A 21,766-nucleotide genomic window follows, 5' to 3' on the forward strand; every position below is an offset into this window, starting at 1 on the left:
AACCTGCTAACCGAGGTTCGCTAAGGTCCGCTTAACCAGCCCTGGCCATCGCGCGCCTCAGGTCGTGAAATAGGCGCTCGCCTCGGCGTGGCCCGGCAGGTTGATCATCTGGACGAAGCGCAGCCCGATCTTCTCCAGCACGCGCTGGGAGGGTGTGTTGTGAGGCGCGGTGATCGCTGCGATCCGCTGATGCCCGAGGGTCTCGCGGCCGTAGGCGAGGACCGCGCGCGCCGCCTCGGTGGCGTAGCCTTTGCCGGAATGCCGCTCCAGGTAGGCGTAGCCGATGTCCGGGCAATCGAGGCCGTCGCGCTCGACAAGGCCGCACATGCCGAGCGGCCGGCCCTCCGCATCGCGCACCACGAACCAGGGCGTCTTCGCGAACCGCTCGCCGATATAGGCTCGCGCCTGCTCGAGCGTGCGGACGCCGCGGTCGCCGATGTTGGCGATCCAGCCCGGATCGTTGAGCAGCTCCAGCACGAACGGCGCGTCCTCGAGCGTCGGCGGGGCGAGCGTCAGGCGCTCGGTGCGGAGTTCGGTCACTTGGCCGGAGACTCCAGGCGCGCGACCAGGCTCGAGGTGTCCCAGCGGGCGCCGCCCATCGCCTGCACCTCGGCGTAGAACCCGTCGACCATGCGCGTCATGTCGAGCTGGGCGCCGTTGCGGGTCGCCTCGTCGAGCAGCAGGCCGAGGTCCTTGCGCATCCAGTCGACGGCGAAGCCGAAGTCGAACCTGCCCTCGCTCATGGTCTTCCAGCGATTGTCCATCTGCCAGGATTGAGCGGCGCCCTTCGAGATCGCCTCGTACACGCCCGCCGGATCGAGCCCGGCGCGGCGGGCGAAATGCAAGCCCTCGGCGAGCCCCTGGACGACGCCGGCGATGCAGATCTGGTTGACCATCTTGGTGAGCTGGCCCGAACCCGGGCCGCCCATCAGCCGGACAGCCTTGGCGTAAGCCGAGATCACCGGCCGCGCGGTCTCGAAGGCCGCCGCCTCGCCGCCGCACATGATGGTGAGCTGGCCCGCCTCGGCGCCGGCCTGTCCTCCGGAGACCGGGGCGTCGACGAAGCCGCGCCCGTCCTTGGCCGCGAGCGCGGCCATCTCCCGCGCGACCACCGCCGAGGTCGTCGTGTGGTCGACCACCACCGCGCCCGCCGCCATGGCGGGGAGCGCCTCGCGCACCACCTGCCGCACGTCGTCGTCGTTGCCGACGCACAGCACGAGCAGCTCCGCGTCGTTGGCCGCCTCGGCCGCGCTGGCGCAGGCGCGCCCGGCGTAGGTCCCGGCCCAGCGCCGCGCCTTCTCGGGGCTGCGGTTGAACACCGTCATCTGGCGCCCGGCCCTGGCCAGATGCCCGGCCATGGGAAAGCCCATCACGCCCAGCCCCGCGAACGCGACTCTCATGCCAGCTCTCCGCGCATTAACTCTCTCCGCAACGCCATCTTAACGGGCCTCGCGCAGGCTGACGCGAGTCAGTCCGGGCGTGAGGTGTTGCCGATGTCGGTGGGCGAGCAGCCGATCGTCGTCAAGAAGATCAAGAAGGTCGTCGAGGGCGCCCACCACGGCGGCGCCTGGAAGGTGGCCTACGCCGACTTCGTGACGGCCATGATGGCCTTCTTCCTGCTGATGTGGCTGATCAACACCACCAGCCCCGAGCAGAAGCGGGGCATCGCCGACTACTTCGCCCCGGCGTCGGTGTCGGAAACCACCTCCGGCTCCGGCGGCATCCTGGGCGGCACCGCTCTGGGCTCCGACGGCTCAAAGAGCCAGGGCTCGTCCTCGATCATCCAGGACCTGGCGCCGGATTCGAAGAACCCCAACAACGGCAAGAACAAGGACGCCTCCAAGGCCAACGCCGAGAGCGCCAACACCGAGGCGCTGCGCAAGGAGCTGGAGAAGCGGGAGGCGGCCGCCTTCCAGTCGGCGGCCCAGTCCCTGCGCCAGGCGCTGCAGGACATGCCGGAGCTGGCGGAGCTCTCGAAGAACATCATCATCGACCAAACGCCCGAGGGCCTTCGCATCCAGCTCGTGGACCAGGAGGGCCGCTCGATGTTCGACGAGGGCTCGACCAAGCCGAACGCCCGGGCGACGCTGCTCCTGCGGGCGGTCGCCAAGGTGATCAACCAGCTGCCGAACCGAATCAGCATCTATGGCCACACCTCGGCCAGCACCGGCGGCAGGAAGAGCGACGGCGACTGGACGCTGTCCTCAGGGCGCGCCGAAGCGTCGCGGAAGGTGCTCCAGGGCGCCGGCGTCGACCCCGACCGCGTCTATCAAGTCTCGGGCAAGGCCGCCTCCGAGCCGCTTTATCCCGATGATCCGACTCTGCCGGGCAACCGTCGGATCGCCATCGTGTTGTTGCGAGAGGCGCCGGTTCTGCCACCGGATTCAGGCCTCTAGCTTCGGCTCAGCCTTGCGCAAAGCCCCGGCATGACGCCTAATCCCGTCAGAGCCGCGCAGGTGAGCATTAGGGCGATCCGAAGTCCGTGACGCAGCACTTTCCGACCCGTCAGCTCCGGTTCTTCCTGACCGCGCCCTCGCCCTGCCCCTATTTGCCCGAGCGATACGAGCGCAAGGTGTTCGCCCACCTGCCGCTGGCCGACGGCGCGGCGGTGAACGACAGCCTCACCCAGGTCGGCTTCCGCCGCTCCCAGAACATCGCCTATCGCCCGGCCTGCGAGGGCTGCGCCGCCTGCGTCTCGGCGCGGATTCCGGTGCTGGACTACCTCTTCTCCCGCTCCGAACGCCGGACGCTTTCGCGCAACGAGGATCTGACCCGGCACGTGGTCGAGGCCGAAGCCACCATGGAGCAGTTCGACCTGTTGCGGCGCTACCTCAACGTCCGCCATGCGGACGGCGGCATGGCCGAGATGACCTGGCCGGACTACGTCGCCATGGTCGAGGACACCGCGGTCCGCACCCACATCGTCGAATACCGCGTCCGGCCGAACGGCAGCGGCCCGGGCGACCTGATGGCCTGCGCCCTCGTCGATGTGATGAGCGATGGCCTCTCGCTGGTCTAGTCCTTCTACGATCCCAACATCAGCCGCCGCAGCCTCGGCTCGTTCGTGATCCTCGACCACGTGGTCCAGGCCGCGCTCTCCGAGTCGCCCTACGTCTACCTGGGCTACTGGGTGCGGGGGTCGGAGAAGATGGACTACAAGGTCCGCTTCTCGCCGATCGAGCTCCTGAAGCCGGAGGGCTGGACGCTGGTCGCCGGCCGCGAGCCCGGCGCGCGCGATCCCGCCTGAGCGCCTCGGACGCCCCAATCCTCGACTGGCGGCCGCCGGCCGGGGCGTCTAGAAGCCCGCGCGTGACCCGTTCCGCCCCGCCTGCGCCATGGCCCGACAGCTTCGCCTGAGGCTCGGCCGGCCCGCCTCCTACGCCCGCGACGAGTTCGTGCATGGGCCCTCCAACGCCCAGGCGACGGCGGCGATCGACGCCTGGCCGCGCTGGTACGGCGGCTGCCTCGTGCTCGTCGGGCCGGAGGGCGTCGGCAAGACCCATCTGGCGCTCGCCTGGGCGGGCAATGCGCGCGCGGTGGCGCTCGAGCGCCTGGCGCCCGAGGTCGCCGCCGCGGACGGTCGGCCCGCGCTCCTGGAGGACGTCGATCGGGGCGTCTCCGACGAGGCCCTGTTCCATCTGATCAACCTGGCCGGCAAGCGCGGCGGTGGCTTGCTGCTCAGCGCGCGGACGCCGCCGATCGCCTGGCCGGCCGGGCTGCCCGACCTGCGTTCGCGGCTGAACGCGCTTCCCGTCGCCGAGATCGAGCCGCCGGATGACCAGGTCCTCGAGGGCCTCCTGCGCAAGTTCTTCAAGGAGCGGAACATCCGCCCCGGAGGCGACGTCTATCCCTTCCTCCTGCGCCGCATCGAGCGCTCGGCCGCCGCCGCGCGCGAGGTGGTGCGCCAGCTCGATGAAGCGCCCGATGACCTCAAGCCCGTGTCGCGGGTGCTGGCGCGGCGGATTCTCGAGGGCGATTGAGCAAATCTGGCTTTTTCCCGGGCGCGTTCACATCTGGGTTAATGTCCGGGTCTAATCTTGCCGGCGACTGGCCGCCCCTTGGAGACGCCTGGAATGAGCCTTGCTGCGCCCGTCGCATCGCCCGTTGCGAACGATGCCGCGCACGCCGTCCATGCCTGGGATGACGCGCTCGCCGCCTCGCCCGCCCGCTTCTTCAACCGCGAGCTCTCCTGGCTGGCCTTCAACCGGCGGGTGCTGGCCGAGAGCATGAACCCGCGCCATCCGCTGCTCGAGCAGCTGAACTTCCTGGCGATCAGCGCCAACAACCTCGACGAGTTCTACATGGTGCGCGTGGCCGGCCTGAAGGCGCAGCTTCGCGAGGGCGTGCAGGTGATCAGCCAGGACGGCCTCACCCCCGCCGAGCAGCTTGAGCGGGTCAACGCCGAGGCCGCCGACCTAATGGCCGACCAGCAGGCCCGCTGGGGCGCGCTGTGCGGCCAGCTCGCCGCCGAGGGGCTGGTATTGGCGCCTGCCGCCGAGGTGACCCCGGCCGAGCGGGCGGGGCTCGAGGAGACCTTCTTCTCGCAGCTGTTTCCGGTGCTGACGCCGCTGGCGATCGACCCGGCGCATCCGTTCCCGTTCATCCCGAACCTCGCCTTTTCGCTGGTGCTGAAGCTGCGGCGCGGCTCCGACAATCGGCTGCTCTACGCGCTGGTGCCGATCCCGGCTCAGGTCGCACGCTTCTGGGAGCTGCCGGCCGCCAGGTCCGGGCGCAAGCGCCCCGAGCGCCGCTTCGTCTCGCTGGAGGGATTCCTGGCGCTGTTCGTCGACCATCTGTTCCCCGGCTGCGAGATCGAGGGCCAGGGGGTGTTCCGGCTGATCCGCGACTCCGACGTCGAGATCGAGGAGGAGGCCGAGGACCTGGTGCGCGAATACGAGGCGTTGCTCAAGCAGCGGCGGATGGGCTCGGTGGTGCGCGTCGAGGTCGAAGCGGCCATGCCCGAAGAGCTGCAGGCCTTCATCACGACCAATCTCAGGGCCGAGCCGCAGGACATCGTCCTCGTGGAAGGCCTGCTCGGGCTGGACGAGCTCAGCCAGCTGATCCCGAGCGACCGGCCCGAACTGCGCTTCAAGCCCTACGAGCCGCGCTTCCCCGAGCGCATCCGCGACCATGGCGGCGACTGCTTCGCCGCGATCCGTGAGAAGGACATCCTGGTCCACCACCCGTTCGAGAGCTTCGACGTGGTGGTGCAGTTCCTCAGGCAGGCCGCGCGCGACCCCAACGTCGTGGCCATCAAGCAGACGCTCTACCGGACCTCCAAGGAGAGCCCGATCGTCGCGGCCCTGATCGAGGCGGCCGAGAACGGCAAGAACGTCACCGCCGTCGTCGAGATCAAGGCCCGTTTCGACGAGGAGGCGAACCTCAAGTGGGCCCGCGACCTCGAGCGGGCGGGCGTGCACGTGGTCTACGGCTTCATCGAGTACAAGACCCACGCCAAGCTCTCGACCGTCGCGCGGAAGGAAGGCGAGACGCTGCGCACCTACTGTCACTTCGGCACCGGCAACTACCACTCGGTGACGGCGCGCATCTACACCGACCTGTCGTTGTTCACCTCCGACCCGGCGCTGGGCCGCGACGCCATCCGCCTGTTCAACTACGTCACCGGCTACGCCCAGCCTGAGCGGCTGGAGAAGCTCTCTTTTTCACCGATCACCATGAAGCGCGACCTCCTGCGACTGATCGGACAGGAGGCGGAGAACGCGCGGAGCGGTCAGCCGGCCGCGATCTGGGCCAAGCTCAACGCCCTGGTCGACCCGGAGATCATCGATGCCCTCTATGCGGCCAGCCGCGACGGGGTGTCGATCGACCTGGTGGTGCGCGGCATCTGCTGTCTGCGTCCGGGCGTTCCGGGGCTCTCCGAGAACATCCGCGTCAAGTCGATCGTCGGCCGCTTCCTGGAGCACGGCCGGATCGTCGCCTTCGCCAACGGCGCGCCGATGCCCTCCGGCCGCGCCCGGGTCTTCATCTCCTCGGCCGACTGGATGCCGCGCAACCTCGAACGCCGGATCGAGTGCCTCACGCCGATCGAGAACCCGACGGTGCACCAGCAGGTTCTGCAGCAGATCATGCTCGCCAACCTGAAGGACGAAGCGCAGAGCTGGACCTTGGACGCCGACGGCCGCTATACGCGGGAACCGTCCTGGGACCATCCGAGCGCCTTCTCCGCGCACGAGTATTTCATGACCAATCCCAGCCTGTCGGGGCGGGGCCAGAAGGTGAAGGACATGCCGCGCGCGATCGATCATGTGGCTGCGCGCGGATAGCCGAGTCGAGCCCCGCCAGGCGGCGGTCGTCGACATCGGGTCCAACTCGGTCCGCCTGGTGATCTACCGGCTCGATGGACGCGCCATCTGGACCGTCTACAACGAGAAGTCGCTGGCCGGCCTCGGCCGTGATCTTCCGGCGACCGGCCGGCTCTCGTCCGAGGGGATCGAGGCCGCCCTCACCGTGCTCCGGCGATTCCGCTCGCTGCTCGACGGCTGGAGCGGCGAGGACGTGCAGGTGGTGGCCACCGCCGCGGTTCGCGAGGCGGCCGACGGACCGATGTTCATGAAGCGGGTCCGCGAGGAGACCGGGCTGAGCGTGCGGCTGCTGTCGGGCGAGGAGGAAGCGCACTATGCGGCCTTCGGCGTGATCGCCGGCCAGCCGGACGCCGACGGCGTGGTGGGCGACCTGGGAGGCTCGAGCCTGGAGCTCGTGCGCCTGGATGGGCACGCGGGCGCCGCCGACGGCCTGTCGCTCCCGCTCGGGCCCTTCGCGCTCGGCGCGCCAAGGCCGCTAGCGATGGACCGCACCCGCCACGCCATCGAGGCGGCGCTCGCGCCGCAGGCCAACCGCTTCGCCAGCCGCGAATTCCACGCGGTCGGCGGGGCTTGGCGCAACCTCGCCCTGCTGCATATGGAGCTCGCCGACTATCCCTTGCGCGTGGCCCACCAGTACGAGATGGGCCGCTCCGACGCCCTTGATGTCGCCCGCTTCGTCGCGCGGCAATCCAAGGCTTCGCTGCAGCGCATCGAGGGCCTCTCAAAGAAGCGCTTCGAGACCCTGCCCTACGCCGCCCTGGTGCTGGAGGGCGTGATCCAGGCGCTCGGGGTCAAGCGCGTCACGGTCTCCGCCTTCGGGCTTCGCGAGGGCCTGCTGCTGGATTCGATGGCGGCCGACGTCCGCCGGCGCGACCCGCTGATCGAGGGCTGCGAAGTGTTGACCGCGGCGCGCGGCCTCTCACCCGAACTGGGCGGGGCGCTGGAGGCCTGGATCGCGCCGGCCTTCGAGAAGCTTCCCGCCCTGTTCGAGAACCACCGCGAGGCCACCCTCATCGCCGCCGCCTGCCGCTTGGCGGATCTCGGCGCGCGGCTGCACCCGGATCATCGCGCCGACGTCGTCTTCGAGCAGGTGCTGCGGGCGCCGATCGCCGGCATGAACCACACCGAGCGGGCGTTCCTGGCGAGCGCCATGTTCTCGCGCCACACCGCGGCCAGCACGACGCCCGAGGAAGCCACCGTGGCGCGGGTGCTGAGCCCCGAGCGGCGGCAGCGGGCGCGCGCCCTGGGCGCGGCCATCCGACTTGGCTGCGACCTCTCCGGTCGCAATCCACGGCTCCTGGAGCGCTCCAGCCTGGCGATCAAGGGCGAGCGCCTCGCACTTACCGCCGCGCCGGGCTGGGAGGACATGCTGCTGGGCGAGCAGACCGCCAAGCGCGCTCAGACGCTCGCCGCCGTGCTCAAGCTGAAGCCGGAGCTCGGTTAGTCGCCATCGCGCCGGGGCGCGGCGACGTCGAGCGGCCTGAGGCCGGCGCCCAATCCGCGCATCCCGAGCTTCTCCGCAAAGCGCCTCGCCTTCGCCGCGTGCGCCGCCGAGGGATGGATCTGCACATAGCGCGCCTGGGCCATCCGGCGGGCCTTGCCCTTCAGTTCGCCATCCTCGGCGATCTGCGTCTCCAGCCAGCCGTCCACGTTGCGCCAGAAGTGCGGCCGCGACCCGTCCGCGTCGTCGAAGCCGTATTCCTCGGCCAGATCCCCCACGTTGAGCGCTATCCCCGACTTCCGCCCGACCTTGGAATCCGCCGCGAGCGCCGCCACGGCGCGCCCGAGGAACCGCGGCGTCTCGGAGAACTGGAAATCCCAGTGCTCCTTGGCGGCGTCCCGCCAGTTCGCCTCACTCACCCCGAACCGGTCCAACATCGCCTCCGAGCGGAGGAATCCCGGCGTGATCGCGAGCGCCGTGACCCCGGTCCCGGCCAGGTCCCAGGCGAAGGCATAGGCCAGCCGGATCGCTGCGGCCTTCACAAAGTCATAGACGACCTGGCCGCGGTAGCCGGGCATCTCGCCATCCGTCACCTCGACGATCAGCCCCTGGTTGGCCGCGACCATCATCGGCGCGAGATGGCGCGCGGTGATGAGGTGGCTGAACACGGCCTGATCGACCAGCTTCCGAGCCTTTTCGATGTCCTGCGCCCAGAACTTGGCGTTCCAGTCGACCATCTCGTCGCCGCCCCAGATGTCGTTGACGAGGACGTCCAGGCGACCGTCGTCCTCGCGCAGGCGCCGGGCCAGGGCCTCGACCTCCGCCTCGATCGTATGATCGACTCGCACCGCGACGGCTTCGCCGCCCTCGGCCGCGATCAGCTCCGCCGTCTCCTCGATGGTCTCCGGCCGGCCAGGCGTCGCGCTACGCTCACGCGTGCTGCGGCCCGTACACCAGACTTTGGCGCCAGCCGCGGCGAGCTCGCGGGCGATCCCTCGGCCCGCCCCCCGCGTCGCCCCGGCGACCAGCGCGACCTGACCCTGAAGCGGCTTGTCCATGATGAGCCCTCCTCCGCGGGTGGGCGAGCTTACCGCGAAGGCGTCGGCGCATGGCAAGAGGGCGACGATCCGGTCGCCCGAACCGCCGCCCTCTGAACCAGATCCGTTGGGGGATCTAGGCCGTCAGGTCCGGAAGGAACTCCTCGCGCCAGGGGTCGCCCCCCGAAGCGTCTCGCTCGCCCCCGGCGCCGCAAGAACCGCAAACCCGGGTCGCCCCGGACCGCCTTTCCTTGAAGAACTCCTGCGCCGAAACGTGCCGGTCTCCCGATCCGTCGCGCCGCAGTTCCTGTCGGCAAGAGGACCTTCCCCTAACCCCGGTCGGGGCGCAATGGGCGCGCGCCCGGCGGCTGTGGGAGAACCTTGGTTCTGCGCGTGGACAGTCTGTGGATAACCGCCGGATGGCGCGACATACGCCAGGTTTTCCAATGCCTTGGTTTCATCCTCAGGAACCGAGGCCGGATGCTGGAGCTAGCCGGCGCTGGCGGCTTTCGGCGTTCGCCGGACCTCCACCACGCGCACGCGCGCGCCGTCCAGCACCAGGGCGAGCTCGCCGCGCTTGAGCTTCAGGGCGTCCTCGCCGAACGCCTCGCGCCGCCAGCCCTTCAGGGCCGCGGTATCGGCCTGGTCGTTGTTGGCGATCAGCTCCAGGTCGGCGACCGTGGCGATCAGCTTGGAGGCGACGCCAGCCTCCTCCGCCCGCGCCTTGAGCAGCACCTTCAGGAGCTCGACGACGGCTCCGGCCGCCGGCGAGGACGGCGCCCTCGCCCGCTCGATCACCGGCGCGTAGCCGTCGGGGTCCTTCAGCGCCTCGCGCACCGCCGCGAGCAGGTCGGGCCCGAAGCGCGAGCCCGAAAAGCCCTTCGGCACCGAGCGCAGCCGGTCGAGCGCATCGGCGTCGAGCGGCGCCTGGGTCGCGACCTCGTCGATCGCCTCGTCCTTCAGGATGCGGCCGCGCGGCTGGTCGCGGGCCTGCGCCGTGCGCTCCCGCCAGGCGGCCACCGCACGGTAGACCGCCAGGTACTTGGCCGTATGCCGCCGCGGCTTCAGCCGGCGCCAGGCGTTCTCCGGATCCACGTCGTAGTTGGAAGGATCGGTGAGGCTCGCCATCTCGTCGGAGACCCAGCCCAGCCGCCCCTCCTGTTCGAGGCGCTTGCGCAGCAGGGGATACAGCTTGGCCAGGTGCGTCACGTCGGCGAGCGCATAGGAAAGCTGCGCATCCGACAGCGGCCGCCGCGCCCAGTCGGTGAACCGGCTGGACTTGTCGATCTCGATCTTCAGCATCTGGCGCACCAGCGCGTCGTAGGCGATCTGCTCGCCGTAGCCCGCCGCCATCGCCGCCACCTGGGTGTCGAACAGCGACCGCGGCATGGCCTTCAGGTTGTTGAAGATCTCCACGTCCTGGCGGGCGGCGTGGAACACCTTCAGGATCCGCCCGTCGCGGAGGATCTCCAGGAACGGCTCCAGGTCCATGGTCTCGGCCAGGGGATCGATCACCGCCTCCGCCGAGGCCGCCGCCGCCTGGATCAGGCACAGCCTCGGCCAGTAGGTGGTCTCACGCATGAACTCGGTGTCCACGGCGACGAAGGCTTGGCCTTTCAGCTTGTCGCAGAACGCCGCCAGTTCGGCGGTGGTGGTGATCGGCGTCATCGATTAGCTATAGCCTCGCGGCGGTGCGAGTCTGCAAGACGCGATCCGCGCATTTGCGCCACAATTCCCTTCGAAGGTCGACCTTCCCGATGAGCGAGCGGCCCAACGGACTGACCTATGCGCAAGCCGGCGTCGACATCGACGCGGGAAACGCGCTGGTCCAAAGGATCAAGCCGCTGGCCGGCTCCACGGCCAGGCCCGGATCGATCCCGGCGCTGGGCGGGTTCGGCGCCCTCTGCGACCTCAGGGCCGCGGGATACGAGGACCCGCTGCTGGTCTCCACCACCGATGGCGTCGGCACCAAGCTGATGCTGGCCATCAAGACCGGCCGGCACGGCACGGTCGGCGTCGACCTCGTGGCCATGTGCGTCAACGACCTGCTTGCCCAGGGCGCCGAGCCGCTGCTGTTCCTCGACTACATCGCCACCGGCAAGCTGGATGTGGACGCCGCCGCGAGCGTGATCGCCGGAATCGCCGAGGGCTGCCGGCAGGCCAATTGCGCCCTGGTCGGCGGCGAGACTGCCGAGATGCCGGGGATGTACGCCGGCGACGACTACGATCTGGCGGGCTTCTGCGTCGGCGCGGTCGACCGCGACAAGGTGTTGCCGCGACTGGCGGACCAGCGCGCCGGCGATCTGCTGATCGGCCTGGCGAGCTCGGGGCCACACTCCAACGGCTTTTCGCTGATCCGCCGGATCGTCGAGCGCTCCGGCCTCGGGTGGGAGGCGCCGGCGCCGTTCGCATCCGGCCAGACGCTCGCCGAGGCGCTGCTGACGCCGACCCGCATCTACGTCCGCTCGGTGCTTCCCGAGCTGAAGGCCGGGCGCATCAAGGGCCTCGCCCACATCACCGGCGGTGGCCTCGTCGAGAACCCGCCGCGCGCCGTCGCCGAGGGCCTCGTCCCCCGCTTCGACTGGAACGCGTGGGCCGCGCCGCCGGTGTTCGAATGGCTGCAGGGCGTGGGCGGCGTCGCCGACGCCGAGATGCGCCGCACCTTCAACTGCGGCGTCGGCCTGATGCTCATTGTCGGCCCCGATGACATGCCGAGCGTCCTCGCCAACCTCGCCGCCGCCGGCGAGGACGCGTTCGTCATGGGCCAGCTGGCGGCGCGGGGTTCATGATGCGACGCGCGCTCCTGGCCATGGCCGCCGTCCTCATGCTGAGCAGCCCCGCCCTCGGCGCCCAGCCGGGCACGCCCGAGGCCGCCGGCTTCACCCAGCTCTTCATCAGTCCCTGCGGCGAACCCTATCGCGGCCGCCCGGGCGACCCTTATCCGATCGTGCTCTGGTTCAAGCAGGCCGACCTCAATCACGATGGCAAGATCGACCTGACGGAGTTCCGCGCCGACCACGCCGGGTTCTTCGACGCGCTCGACAGCGACGGAAACGGCGTCATCGAAAGCGCCGAGATCAGCTTCTACGAGAACCGCTTCCTACCCGATGTCTATCGCCGCCAGCAGGAGCTGGGCGCGCTCGCGCCGCCGGCCAAGCTGATCCTCGTCCAGGGTCTCGGCGCTTACGGCCAAGACCCCAATCTCGGCGAAGGCGCCCAAGGCCCGCCGCCGAGCCTGGGCGCTCAGCGCAAGGCGCCGATCCAGTACGTCGGCGCCGCCGCTTACGGACTGCTCGCCGAGCCGGAGCCGCTGACCGCGGCCGACGCCAACCTCGACGGACGCATCACCAAGGCCGAGTTCCTGGCGGCGGCGGATCGCCGGTTCAAGCAGCTGGATCGTCGGGGTGACGGTGAGCTCACCCTGGACGAGCTCCCCATGACGGCCGCCCAAGCCGCGGCCGCACACCGGCGGCGCTAAACCGCTCCGTTGCCGGCGTTAGCGCAGGCTCGCGTTGATGGCCTCGAGCGCTGCGGCGCCAGGGACCAGTTCCGGCTCGGCGAGCGCATTGAGCGGCGTCTCCACCGTGTTCAGCGCCTCGTGCAGGTCGCCGGCCGAGGGATCGATGTAGAGCAGGCCGGTGACGATCTCGCCGAGCGCCTGCTTGGCCTGCAGGAAGCCCAGGGCGGCGGCGCGGTCGGAGGGATCGTAGAGCTCGGCGAGCTTGTGCAGACTGAGCACCGAGCCGTCGTGCTGGGCCACCTGCACGGTCTCCCCCGGCGCATAGTCGACGTGTATCGGCGCCCGCGGCGTGATCACGTCCAGCCGGTTCACCGCCTCGTTGTGCTCGCGCACATAGTCGAAGCTCTTGGTCGAACCCGCGTGGTTGTTGAACTGCACGCAAGGGCTGAGGCAGTCGATGAACGCCGCGCCCTGGTGCATCAGCCCGGCCCTGATGAGCGGCGTGAGCTGGTCCTTGTCGCCGGAGAAGGAGCGGGCCACGAAGGTCGCCCCGAGGGTGAGCGCCATGGAGACCAGGTCGATGCCGGCGTCGTGGTTGACCACGCCGCGCTTGGACTTCGAGCCCTTGTCGGACGTGGCCGAGAATTGGCCCTTCGTCAGGCCGTAAACGCCGTTGTTCTCAACGATGTAGAGCATGTTCACGCCGCGCCGCATGGCATGGGCGAACTGGCCGAGGCCGATCGAAGCCGAATCGCCGTCGCCGGAGACGCCCAGATAGATCAGGTCGCGGTTCGCCAGATTGGCGCCGGTCAGCACCGAGGGCATGCGGCCGTGGACGGTGTTGAAGCCGTGGCTGTGGCCCAGGAAGTAGTCCGGCGTCTTCGACGAGCAGCCGATCCCCGAGAGCTTGGCGATCCGGTGCGGCGGCAGCTCCAGCTCGTAGACCGCCTGGATGATCGCCGCCGAGATCGAATCGTGGCCGCAGCCCGCGCACAGCGTCGAGACCCGCCCTTCGTAGTCGCGCCGCGTATAGCCGAGCGCGTTCTTCGCGAGCGCCGGATGATGCAGCTGGGGCTTGGTGATGTAGGTCATTCGGCAGCCTCGATGACCGGCGCGACGGATATCAGCGTCGCGATCTCGCCGGCGATGAAGCGGGCGGTGATCGGGGTTCCGTCGTAGTGCAGGACCGAGACCAGCTTCGCCGGATCGACGCCGCCTTCGGTGACGATCAGCGTCTTGAGCTGCGCGTCGCGGTTCTGCTCGACCAGGAACACCCGCTCGTGGGCGGCGATGAAGGCATAGACCTCGTCGGCGAACGGAAAGCCGCGCACCCGCATGGCGTCGAGGTGCCGCCCCTGCCCTTCCAGCGCATCGAGCGCCTCCTGCATGGCCGCCGTCGTCGAGCCGAAGTACAGCACCCCGTCCGGCGTCTTGCGTCTCGCCTTGCGCAGGATCGGCGCCGGAACCAGGGCCTTGGCCGTCTCGAACTTCCGGAGCAGGCGCTCCATGTTGCCGACGTAGACCGAGCCTTCCTCGGAATAGCGGGCGTAGGGGTTGCGCGAGGTGCCGCGCGTGAAATAGGCGCCCAGGGACGGATGCGTCCCGGGATAGGTCCGGTATGGAATCCCGTCGCCGTCGACGTCGAGGTAGCGGCCGAAGTCGCGGCCGGCCTCCAACTCCTGGGCCGTCATGACCTTGCCGCGGTCGAGCCTGCGGGCGTCGTCCCACTTGAAGGGCTCGGTCAGCCATTCGTTCATGCCGATGTCGAGGTCGAGCATCACGAAGATGGTGGTCTGCAGCCGGTCGGCGAGGTCGAAGGCCAGCGCGCCCATTTCGAAGCACTCGCCCGGATCGCAGGGCAGCAGCAGCGGATGCTTGGTGTCGCCGTGGCTGGCGTAGGCCGCGGCCAGGATGTCCGCCTGCTGGGTGCGCGTCGGCATCCCTGTGGAAGGCCCGCCGCGCTGGACGTCGAAGATCACCGCCGGGATCTCGGCGAAATAGGAGAGCCCGATGAACTCGGTCATCAGCGAGACGCCCGGGCCAGAGGTGGCGGTGAACGCTCGGGCGCCGTTCCAGCCCGCTCCCACCACGATGCCGATCGAGGCGATCTCGTCCTCGCCCTGGATGATGGCGTAGCGCGCCTGGCCGGTCTCTGGATCGGTGCGCAGCTGCTGGCAATAGCCGGTGAAGGCCTCCGCAAGCGACGTCGAAGGCGTGATCGGATACCAGGCGCAGACCGTGGCCCCTCCGTAGACCGCGCCCAGCGCGGCGGCGGCGTTGCCCTCCACGTAGATCCGCTCGCCCACCTTGTCGGCGCGGCGCACCTGCAGCTTCAAGGGCTTCAGCTGCTCGCGGACATAGTCGAAGCCCAGGCCGAGCGCCTCGATGTTGGCGTCGATCAGCCGCTGGCGGCCGGCGAAGTCCTCGGCCAGCAACTCCTCGACCACCTTGCGTTCGATGCCCAGGAGCGCCGCCAGCGCACCCACATAGACGGTGTTCTTGAACAGCTGCCGCTCGCGCGCGACCTGATAGCGGGCGTTGCACATGGCGGTCAGCGGCACGCCCACCACGGCGACGTCGTCGCGGAATTTGCTCGCCGGCAGCGGCTTGGTGGAATCGTAAAAAAGAACGCCGCCGGCTTCGATCTCGGCGACGTCCCTGTCCCAGGTCTGCGGGTTCATCGCGACCATCAGGTCGACCCCGCCGCGCCGGCCGAGGTGGCCCTCCTCGGTCACCCGCACCTCATACCAGGTGGGCAGCCCCTGGATGTTGGACGGGAAGATGTTCCGCGCCGCCACCGGCACGCCCATCCGCAGGATCGCCCGCGCGAACAGACCGTTCGCGCTCGCCGACCCCGAGCCGTTCACATTGGCGAACTTGACGACGAAGTCGTTCACCCGCGGCTTCAGTTGCTCAGGCATGCCGCCCCCGCATGCGTCATATCGAGGAGGAACTTCTGCATGTCCCAGGCCCCCGTCGGGCACCGCTCGGCGCAGAGGCCGCAATGCAGGCAGACGTCCTCGTCCTTCACCATCACCCGACCGGTCGGCAGGGCGCCGGAGACGTAGAGGTCCTGGGTCAGGTTCACGGCCGGCGCCTTGAGCCGGGTGCGCAGCTCGGCCTCCTCGCCGTCCTCGGTGAAGGTGATGCAGTCCATCGGGCAGATGTCGACGCAGGCGTCGCACTCGATGCACAGCTTGTCGGCGAACACCGTCTCCACGTCGCAGTTGAGGCAGCGCTCCGCCTCCTTCAGGCCGAGGTCGCGGTCGAAGCCCAGCTCCACCTCCAGCTTGACGTTCTTCAGCGCCACCGCCTTCTCGCGCAGCGGCACGCGGTAGCGCCGGTCGTTGGAGATGTCGTTGTCGTAGCTCCACTCGTGGATGCCCATCTTCTGGCTGACCAGCGAGAAGTCGGGCGCTGGGCGGACCTTCACGTCCTCTCCGTTCAGCAGCTTGTGGATCGAGATCGCCGCGTCGTGGCCATGCGCCACCGCCCAGATGATGTTCTTCGGGCCGAACGCCGCGTCCCCGCCGAAAAGGACGTGGGGGATCGTCGACTGCATGGTCGCCTCGTCGACCCGGGGCATGTCGTAGGCTTCGTCGAACTCCACGCCGATGTCGCGCTCGATCCAGGGGAATGCGTTCTCCTGGCCCACCGCCACCAGCACGTCGTCGCATTCGTAGTGTTCGTCCGGTTCGCCGGAGGGGATCAGCTTGCGGCGGCCCTTCTCGTCGTACTCGGCCCTGACCACCTCGAACAGCACGCCGGTGAGCTTGCCCTCGGCGTGGGTGAAGGCCTTCGGCACCCGATAGTTGATGATCGGGATGTCCTCGTGGATCGCGTCTTCCTTCTCCCAGGGCGAGGCCTTCATCTCCTCGAAGCCGGAGCGGACGATCACCTTGACGTCCTCGCCGCCCAGCCGGCGCGAGGTGCGGCAGCAGTCCATGGCGGTGTTGCCGCCGCCGAGCACGATCACCCGCTTGCCGATCTTGTCGATGTGGCCGAACGAGACGCTGGAGAGCCAGTCGATGCCGATGTGGATGTTGGCCGCCGCCTCCTCGCGGCCGGGAATCTCCAGGTCGCGGCCGCGCGGCGCGCCGGAGCCCACGAAGATCGCGTCATAGTCCTCTGCCAGCAGCGCCTTCAGGCTGTCGATGCGCGCGCCCATCCGCAGCTCGATGCCGCCGAGGCCGGTGATGTAGCCCACCTCTTCGTCGATCACCTCCTCCGGCAGCCGGAAGCGGGGGATCTGGCTGCGGATCATGCCGCCGGTCTTGGCGTCGCCGTCGTAGATGACGAGCTGATAGCCGAGCGGGGCCAGGTCGCGCGCCACGGTCAGCGAGGCCGGGCCGCAGCCGACCAAGGCGATTCGCTTGCCGTTGGACTTGCCGGCGGGCTTCGGCAGCCGCCCGGTGATGTCGGACTTGTTGTCGGCCGCGACCCGCTTCAGCCTGCAGATCGCCACCGGCTCGTCCTCAACGCGGCCCCGCCGGCAGGCCGGCTCGCACGGCCGGTCGCAGGTCCGCCCGAGGATCCCGGGGAAGACGTTCGACGTCCAATTGATCATGTAGGCGTCGCTGTAGCGGCCTTCCGCGATCAGGCGGATGTATTCCGGCACGGGCGTGTGCGCCGGACAGGCCCACTGACAATCGACGACTTTGTGGAAGTACTCAGGCCCCCAGCTACTCGTCCGCTGCAAAACGTATTCCTTCCCGAAACGCTCTACTCCCGTGCGGCGCGGCGACTGCCGTAAAGCGGCAGAGGGGCCCTGTCCCGCACGACGCGGCGTGATGACGGGAGGTTACGTCCGCCGCGCCGGCCTAGCCAAGCCTTTCCTGATCCGTGTTCACTGATTTTGCGTTTCCGAAACGCGGCTTGGCCCGATCTTTCGGGCTTCCCGGAAAGCTTCGCCTCAACCAAACGTGACCCACGGAATGGATTTCCCGGCCGGCGAAGCTCTGGCCGCGTCGGGAGGTAAATGATACCTTAACAGGCGGGAGCCCCTGACCCGGGGCGCGGGAGACGTGAACCATGACAACTTCGAGCGATGTCGTGCCGACGCCCGCCTCCGACGCGATCATGCCCGGGCGCGAAGCCTTCGCCGCCCCGCTCGACGAGGACGCCGACCCCGTCAACCTGTACCAGGAGATCAACGAGCGCCGCGCCCGGATCGAGAACGCCGAATTGCTGCGCCGCCTGCGCGGCCTCTGAACCCCGCCAAGCCTGATTCGCCCCCAATGCGCGGCCGGCGAATGCTCGCGGCCGCCACCGCCGCCCTGCTCGCGGGCTGCGCGGCCCTGACGCCGCCGATCCCCAACCCCGCCGGCGTCCCGCCCGAGGCGCTGACCCTCGAATACGTGCTCGATCGCGGCTGTCTGGCCTACCTGCTCGGCGAAAAGACCGAACGGGAGGCGATGCGCGGCCTGCGCCTCAACTACATCCGCCCTATGTTCAGCATGGACCCCGGCGGGTCGGACCCCTACTGGGCCGGCGCCTACCCGGGGCTCGCGAACGTCCGGGTGAGTCCGGGCCTGTGCGACATCAACATCCACGGCCGCGACGTCGCCGCCTATCGCGCGGCGGCCGAGAGGGTCTTCCAGCGCCGCCTCGGAGCCGATCCCGGGCAGGATGCGCGCTCCGGCTACAAGGCCTGGGTTACCGGGCAGGCGACCGGCTGCCGCCATGGCCTTCGCTACACCTACTACCCGAGCCCGGGGCGGCCGTTCTTCAGCGTCGACATCAGTCGCGCGGACTGCGCGACCGATCCGCTGCGCGCCGCCGGTTGAGCGCACGATCGCCCTTCCACGCGCCGCGCCCGGCGCTGTAAAGCGGGCCGCCGCCAGCAGGAGACCGCCCGTGGACGTATCGGCCCTGACCGACTTCCTCGACGAGATCTGGAGCCGGGAGATCGTCCCCGAGCTCGTCGACTACATCGCCATTCCCGCCAAGTCGCCGCACTTCGATCCCGACTGGCAGACGACCGGCCACATCGATCGCGCCGTGGAGCACATGGTCCACTGGGCCAAGGCCAAGCTCGAGGAGATCCCCGGCGCGACGCTGGAGGTGGTGCGGCTCGGGGGACGCACGCCGGTGATCCTGATCGAGGCGCCGGGCGAGATCGACGACACCGTCCTGCTCTACGGCCATCTCGACAAGCAGCCGGAGATGACCGGCTGGTCCGAGGGACTTGGGCCCTGGACGCCGGTGATCCGCAACGAGCGCCTCTATGGCCGCGGCGGCGCCGACGACGGCTACGCCATCTACGCCTCGACCGCGGCGCTTCTGGCGCTGCAGCGGCAGAATGTGCGGCGCGCCCATTGCGTGGTGCTGATCGAGGCCTGCGAGGAGAGCGGCAGCTACGACCTGCCGTTCTACGTCGACCATCTGGCCGACCGCATCGGCTCGCCGTCGCTGGTGATCTGCCTCGATTCCGGCTGCGGCAACTACGACCAGCTGTGGGTGACCACCTCGTTGCGCGGCCTGGCGGGCGGCCTGCTCACGGTCGAGGTGCTGGAGGAAGGCGTCCACTCAGGCGACGCCTCTGGCGTGGCGCCCGACAGCTTCCGCATCGCCCGCGCGCTGCTGTCGCGCATCGAAGACGAGGCGAGCGGCGAGATCCGGCTCGACGCGCTGCGCGTCCAGGTCCCGGCCGAGCGCATCGACCAGGCCAAGGTCGCCGCGGCGGCGCTGGGCGAGGAGCTCTGGCGCAAGTTCCCGTTCGCGGGCGGCACGCGGCCGCTGACCACCGATGGGGTCGAACTGGTTCTGAACCGCACCTGGCGGCCGCAACTCGCCGTGGTGGGGGCCGAGGGCCTGCCGCCACCGCAGAGCGCCGGCAACGTCCTGCGCCCCCGGACGACCCTGAAGCTCAGCGTCCGGCTGCCGCCCACCGCCGACGCGGGCGCGGCGCAGCAGGCCCTGACGGCGGCCCTCACCACCGATCCGCCGCAGGGGGCCGAAGTGCGCTTCGACGGCAATCAGGCGAGCTCCGGCTGGAACGCCCCGCCGCTCGCCCCCTGGCTCGAGCAGTCGCTGCAGCGCGCCTCCCAGGCCGCGTTCGGACGCGAGGCGGCGCTGATGGGCGAAGGCGGCACGATCCCGTTCATCGGAATGCTAGGGGAGAAGTTCCCGCATTCGCAGTTCGTGATCACCGGCGTGCTCGGCCCGCACTCCAACGCCCACGGGCCCAACGAATTCCTGCACATCCCGACCGCGCGCAACCTGACGGCGTGCGCCGCGATGATCCTGGCCGACCACGCGCAGCAGGCGGCCCGTTAAGCGGCGAAGATCCAGCCGTCGTGCAGGCTCGAGAGCTGAGTGTTCTGCAGAACCACCTCGCCGCCGGCGGACATGTCGACCACCACGTCGCCGCCCTGCTGACTCACAGCATAGGTGTCGCCGGGGTCGACCTGGACGCGGTCGCCTTCCTCGGGGTGGAAGTCCGTCACCATGGTGACTCCAGCGTCCGCGAAGCTGTGGAACACGTCGGCTCCGGCCCCGCCCGCGACGGTGTCATGACCGCGGTCGCCGGAAAGCCAGTCGTCGCCTGCGCCGCCCGAGAGACTGTCGTCGCCCTGGCCGCCGCGCATGACATCATGGCCATCCGCGCCTTGCAGCGTGTCATTGCCTAGGTTGCCGTACAGGAGCCCATCGCCGGTGTGGGTGACCAGAAGATCGTTCCCCTGGCCGCCGACCAGCCAATCGTTGCCACCCCAACCGCCGTCGAGGCTGTCGTTGCCCTGCATGCCCATCAGGCTGTCGAAGACGCCGCCGCCCAGCAGGGAATCGTCGCCCGCCCCGCCCTGCAAGGTGTTCTCGCCGTTCGCGCCTCCGGTGAGCGTGTCGCTTGCATCGCCGCCCGCGAGCCAGCCACCGAAGTCCGGCGCCGTCTGCGCCCCCGAGGCCGCCACGGGGGTCCCGCTCGCCGGCAGGGGGACCGACGTCTGGGATGAGCCGCCCGGGATCGCTCCGCCGTTCGTGTAGGGGTTCGAATCCCATGCGCGGATCCAATCGATGTTCATCTGGTTGATGGCCGGGGTGCTGGCGTCCGGCGCGCCCGCCCAGCTGCCGCCGACCGCCAAGTTGGCGATCATGTACATGGGACTGTGCATGTCCGCAGGCGTGGCCACCTGGTAGACCTGCTTCTCGTCGATGTAGAAGGTGATGGTGTCCGGCTCCCAATCGACCGCGTAGTCGTGGTAGCTCGTCGCGAAGTTGCCGACGTTCTCACCCAGACCCTCGGCCGTGGGGACGCCGGTCTCGGCGGTGTGCACCGTGGTGTAGACCGTCGATGGATCCTTCCCGACCGCCTCCATGACATCGATCTCCGGCGGGTACGAACCGTCCTCCTTGAGCAGCCAGAAGGCCGGCCACATGCCTTGCCCCGCAGGCAGCTGCGCCCGCATTTCGAAGTAGCCGTAGGTCTGGCTGAACGAGTGGTCGGTCCCGATCAGTCCCGAGGTCCATTGGTACGCGCCCATGCCCGGGAAACCCGCCTGGTTGGAGCCCAGGTACGGCACGATCGAAGGATCCGCCCGCTGCGCGGTGAGGGTCAGGACGCCGTCACTGACGGTCCAGGGATGGACCGAGGAGGTCGGGCCATAGTTGGCGTTGATGTACCACTCCTGCTCGCCGTTGGCCGGGTACGAGGAGCCGTTGCCGGCGGGATCCGAGAAGCCGGTCGTCGTCGACCAGGCGCCGCTCGAGCCATTCCACAGGCTCAGGGTGTTGAACTCGTCGTCGAAGGTGAGCGTCGCCGCCATCTGGACTCCTGGTCTGCTCGGCGCGTCTGCGCCGTATGCCGCGCGACCCGTCCGTCACGCGGACCTGGACCCTAGATGACGCGTTGGAGAAGTTCTGACCCGACGAGATGTCGCACAGGTCTTCTACGGATAAGCTTGGTAGTTACGGATGTGTCCGAAGAGCAATGATGCCGTTTTTCAGACATATTCTGCAGTTCCGCCGAGTTCAGCTAAACCGCAGTCGGCATACGACTACCTGGTTGCGAGAGTGTTCGAAATGGGGCTGCAAGGCTTAACTGCTGCGACGCCCGGCCGCGCGGCGTCTCGCCACACCTTTCCGCGTGGCGGAGGGCACATGTCGCGCAGAAATCAGGACGAACGCCGCCGGCGGGGCCCTGCACGGGGCCCGGGCGTCCGGCCGTCTGCGGTGATTGTGCGTCGGGCGCCGTCTAGAGGGTGAAGATCCAGCCCTGCGGCAGGGTGGCGAGCTGCACGTTCCTCAGGATCAGCTCGTCGCCATCGCCCATGTCGACGACGGTGTCGGCGCCCACCTGGTTCAGCATGTAGCTGGTGCCCGGATCGAGCTGCACCCGGTCGCCCTCGGCGGCGTTGAAGTCGAGGATCACGTCGACGCCGGCGCCGGAGAAGCTGTGGAAGATGTCGGCCCCGCCGCCGCCGCTGACGGTGTCGGAGCCGCGGTCGCCCGAGATCCAGTCGGCGCCGATCCCGCCGGCGATGGAATCATCCCCCTGGCCGCCGCGCAT

General features: G+C 69.3%; 17 protein-coding genes and 2 pseudogenes. 10 read left to right on the top strand and 9 right to left on the bottom strand.

Going from position 1 to position 21,766, the window contains the following annotated elements; translation table 11 throughout:
* Window positions 1-57: 57 nt before the first annotated feature.
* Window positions 58-540, bottom strand: coding sequence for a GNAT family N-acetyltransferase (locus Q0W60_RS14570; RefSeq protein WP_297696806.1), 483 nt, complete (start codon window positions 538-540; stop codon window positions 58-60).
* A complete protein-coding gene (locus Q0W60_RS14575) occupies window positions 537-1,400 on the bottom strand; it encodes an NAD(P)-dependent oxidoreductase (RefSeq protein ID WP_297696807.1) in 864 nt (287 codons plus the stop codon). The genes Q0W60_RS14570 and Q0W60_RS14575 overlap by 4 nt, the downstream gene beginning before the upstream one ends.
* A gap of 93 nt (window positions 1,401-1,493) precedes the next feature.
* Between Q0W60_RS14575 and Q0W60_RS14580 the strand changes: the two genes are divergently transcribed.
* The 5 genes and pseudogenes from Q0W60_RS14580 (at window position 1,494) to Q0W60_RS14600 (ending at window position 7,767) form a co-directional block, all read left to right on the top strand.
* Window positions 1,494-2,396, top strand: coding sequence for a flagellar motor protein MotB (locus Q0W60_RS14580; RefSeq protein ID WP_297696808.1), 903 nt, complete (start codon window positions 1,494-1,496; stop codon window positions 2,394-2,396).
* Between the two features lie 86 nt (window positions 2,397-2,482).
* A pseudogene (locus tag Q0W60_RS14585) lies at window positions 2,483-3,247 on the top strand (arginyltransferase).
* An 88-nt stretch (window positions 3,248-3,335) separates the two neighbouring features.
* A complete protein-coding gene (locus tag Q0W60_RS14590) occupies window positions 3,336-3,980 on the top strand; it encodes a chromosomal replication initiator DnaA (protein WP_297696809.1) in 645 nt (214 codons plus the stop codon).
* A 93-nt stretch (window positions 3,981-4,073) separates the two neighbouring features.
* The gene (locus Q0W60_RS14595; protein ID WP_297696810.1) at window positions 4,074-6,284 is read left to right on the top strand and encodes an RNA degradosome polyphosphate kinase; all 2,211 of its coding nucleotides are present in this window, start codon (window positions 4,074-4,076) and stop codon (window positions 6,282-6,284) included.
* Complete coding sequence (locus Q0W60_RS14600) at window positions 6,265-7,767, top strand: Ppx/GppA phosphatase family protein (RefSeq protein WP_297696811.1); 1,503 nt, start codon at window positions 6,265-6,267, stop codon at window positions 7,765-7,767. The genes Q0W60_RS14595 and Q0W60_RS14600 overlap by 20 nt, the downstream gene beginning before the upstream one ends.
* Here Q0W60_RS14600 and Q0W60_RS14605 read toward each other — a convergent pair.
* Together Q0W60_RS14605 and rnd are read right to left on the bottom strand one after the other, a co-directional pair.
* Window positions 7,764-8,822 (bottom strand): SDR family oxidoreductase, encoded by a 1,059-nt coding sequence (locus Q0W60_RS14605; protein ID WP_297696812.1) that lies wholly within the window; start codon window positions 8,820-8,822, stop codon window positions 7,764-7,766. The genes Q0W60_RS14600 and Q0W60_RS14605 overlap by 4 nt on opposite strands.
* A 468-nt stretch (window positions 8,823-9,290) precedes the next feature.
* Window positions 9,291-10,469: a ribonuclease D gene (rnd, locus tag Q0W60_RS14610; RefSeq protein ID WP_297696813.1), complete on the bottom strand. Its 1,179-nt coding sequence runs from the start codon at window positions 10,467-10,469 to the stop codon at window positions 9,291-9,293.
* A gap of 89 nt (window positions 10,470-10,558) precedes the next feature.
* Between rnd and purM the strand changes: the two genes are divergently transcribed.
* Together purM and Q0W60_RS14620 are read left to right on the top strand one after the other, a co-directional pair.
* Window positions 10,559-11,590, top strand: a complete 1,032-nt coding sequence (gene purM, locus Q0W60_RS14615) for a phosphoribosylformylglycinamidine cyclo-ligase (protein WP_297696814.1) — start codon at window positions 10,559-10,561, stop codon at window positions 11,588-11,590.
* Window positions 11,590-12,279, top strand: coding sequence for a hypothetical protein (locus Q0W60_RS14620; protein ID WP_297696815.1), 690 nt, complete (start codon window positions 11,590-11,592; stop codon window positions 12,277-12,279). The genes purM and Q0W60_RS14620 overlap by 1 nt, the downstream gene beginning before the upstream one ends.
* An 18-nt stretch (window positions 12,280-12,297) precedes the next feature.
* On the opposite strand, the gene Q0W60_RS14625 is transcribed toward Q0W60_RS14620, so the two are convergent.
* The 3 genes from Q0W60_RS14625 to Q0W60_RS14635 are packed head-to-tail and all read right to left on the bottom strand — an operon-like array spanning window position 12,298 to window position 16,960.
* On the bottom strand, window positions 12,298-13,353 hold the full coding sequence (locus Q0W60_RS14625; protein WP_297696816.1) for a 2-oxoacid:ferredoxin oxidoreductase subunit beta: 1,056 nt from the start codon (window positions 13,351-13,353) through the stop codon (window positions 12,298-12,300).
* On the bottom strand, window positions 13,350-15,182 hold the full coding sequence (locus Q0W60_RS14630) for a 2-oxoacid:acceptor oxidoreductase subunit alpha (RefSeq protein ID WP_297696817.1): 1,833 nt from the start codon (window positions 15,180-15,182) through the stop codon (window positions 13,350-13,352). Before Q0W60_RS14630 ends, Q0W60_RS14625 begins: the two co-directional genes overlap by 4 nt.
* The gene (locus Q0W60_RS14635; RefSeq protein ID WP_297696818.1) at window positions 15,167-16,960 is read right to left on the bottom strand and encodes an FAD-dependent oxidoreductase; all 1,794 of its coding nucleotides are present in this window, start codon (window positions 16,958-16,960) and stop codon (window positions 15,167-15,169) included. Before Q0W60_RS14635 ends, Q0W60_RS14630 begins: the two co-directional genes overlap by 16 nt.
* Before the next feature lie 332 nt (window positions 16,961-17,292).
* Here Q0W60_RS14635 and Q0W60_RS14640 point away from each other — a divergent pair, with 332 nt between their 5' ends.
* From Q0W60_RS14640 to Q0W60_RS14650, 3 genes are all read left to right on the top strand, one after another.
* On the top strand, window positions 17,293-17,472 hold the full coding sequence (locus Q0W60_RS14640; protein WP_297696819.1) for a hypothetical protein: 180 nt from the start codon (window positions 17,293-17,295) through the stop codon (window positions 17,470-17,472).
* 41 nt (window positions 17,473-17,513) lie between these two features.
* On the top strand, window positions 17,514-18,047 hold the full coding sequence (locus Q0W60_RS14645) for a hypothetical protein (RefSeq protein ID WP_297696820.1): 534 nt from the start codon (window positions 17,514-17,516) through the stop codon (window positions 18,045-18,047).
* Between the two features lie 70 nt (window positions 18,048-18,117).
* Entirely contained in the window at window positions 18,118-19,539 is a 1,422-nt protein-coding gene (locus Q0W60_RS14650; protein ID WP_297696821.1) for a M20 family metallopeptidase, read from the top strand.
* On the opposite strand, the gene Q0W60_RS14655 is transcribed toward Q0W60_RS14650, so the two are convergent.
* Together Q0W60_RS14655 and Q0W60_RS14660 are read right to left on the bottom strand one after the other, a co-directional pair.
* Entirely contained in the window at window positions 19,536-21,023 is a 1,488-nt protein-coding gene (locus tag Q0W60_RS14655; protein WP_297696822.1) for a family 16 glycosylhydrolase, read from the bottom strand. The genes Q0W60_RS14650 and Q0W60_RS14655 overlap by 4 nt on opposite strands.
* A 428-nt stretch (window positions 21,024-21,451) precedes the next feature.
* Window positions 21,452-21,766, bottom strand: a pseudogene (locus Q0W60_RS14660) (calcium-binding protein); the annotation flags it as partial.

Source organism: Phenylobacterium sp. (assembly GCF_025934275.1).
In the GTDB taxonomy this organism is placed as follows: domain Bacteria; phylum Pseudomonadota; class Alphaproteobacteria; order Caulobacterales; family Caulobacteraceae; genus Phenylobacterium.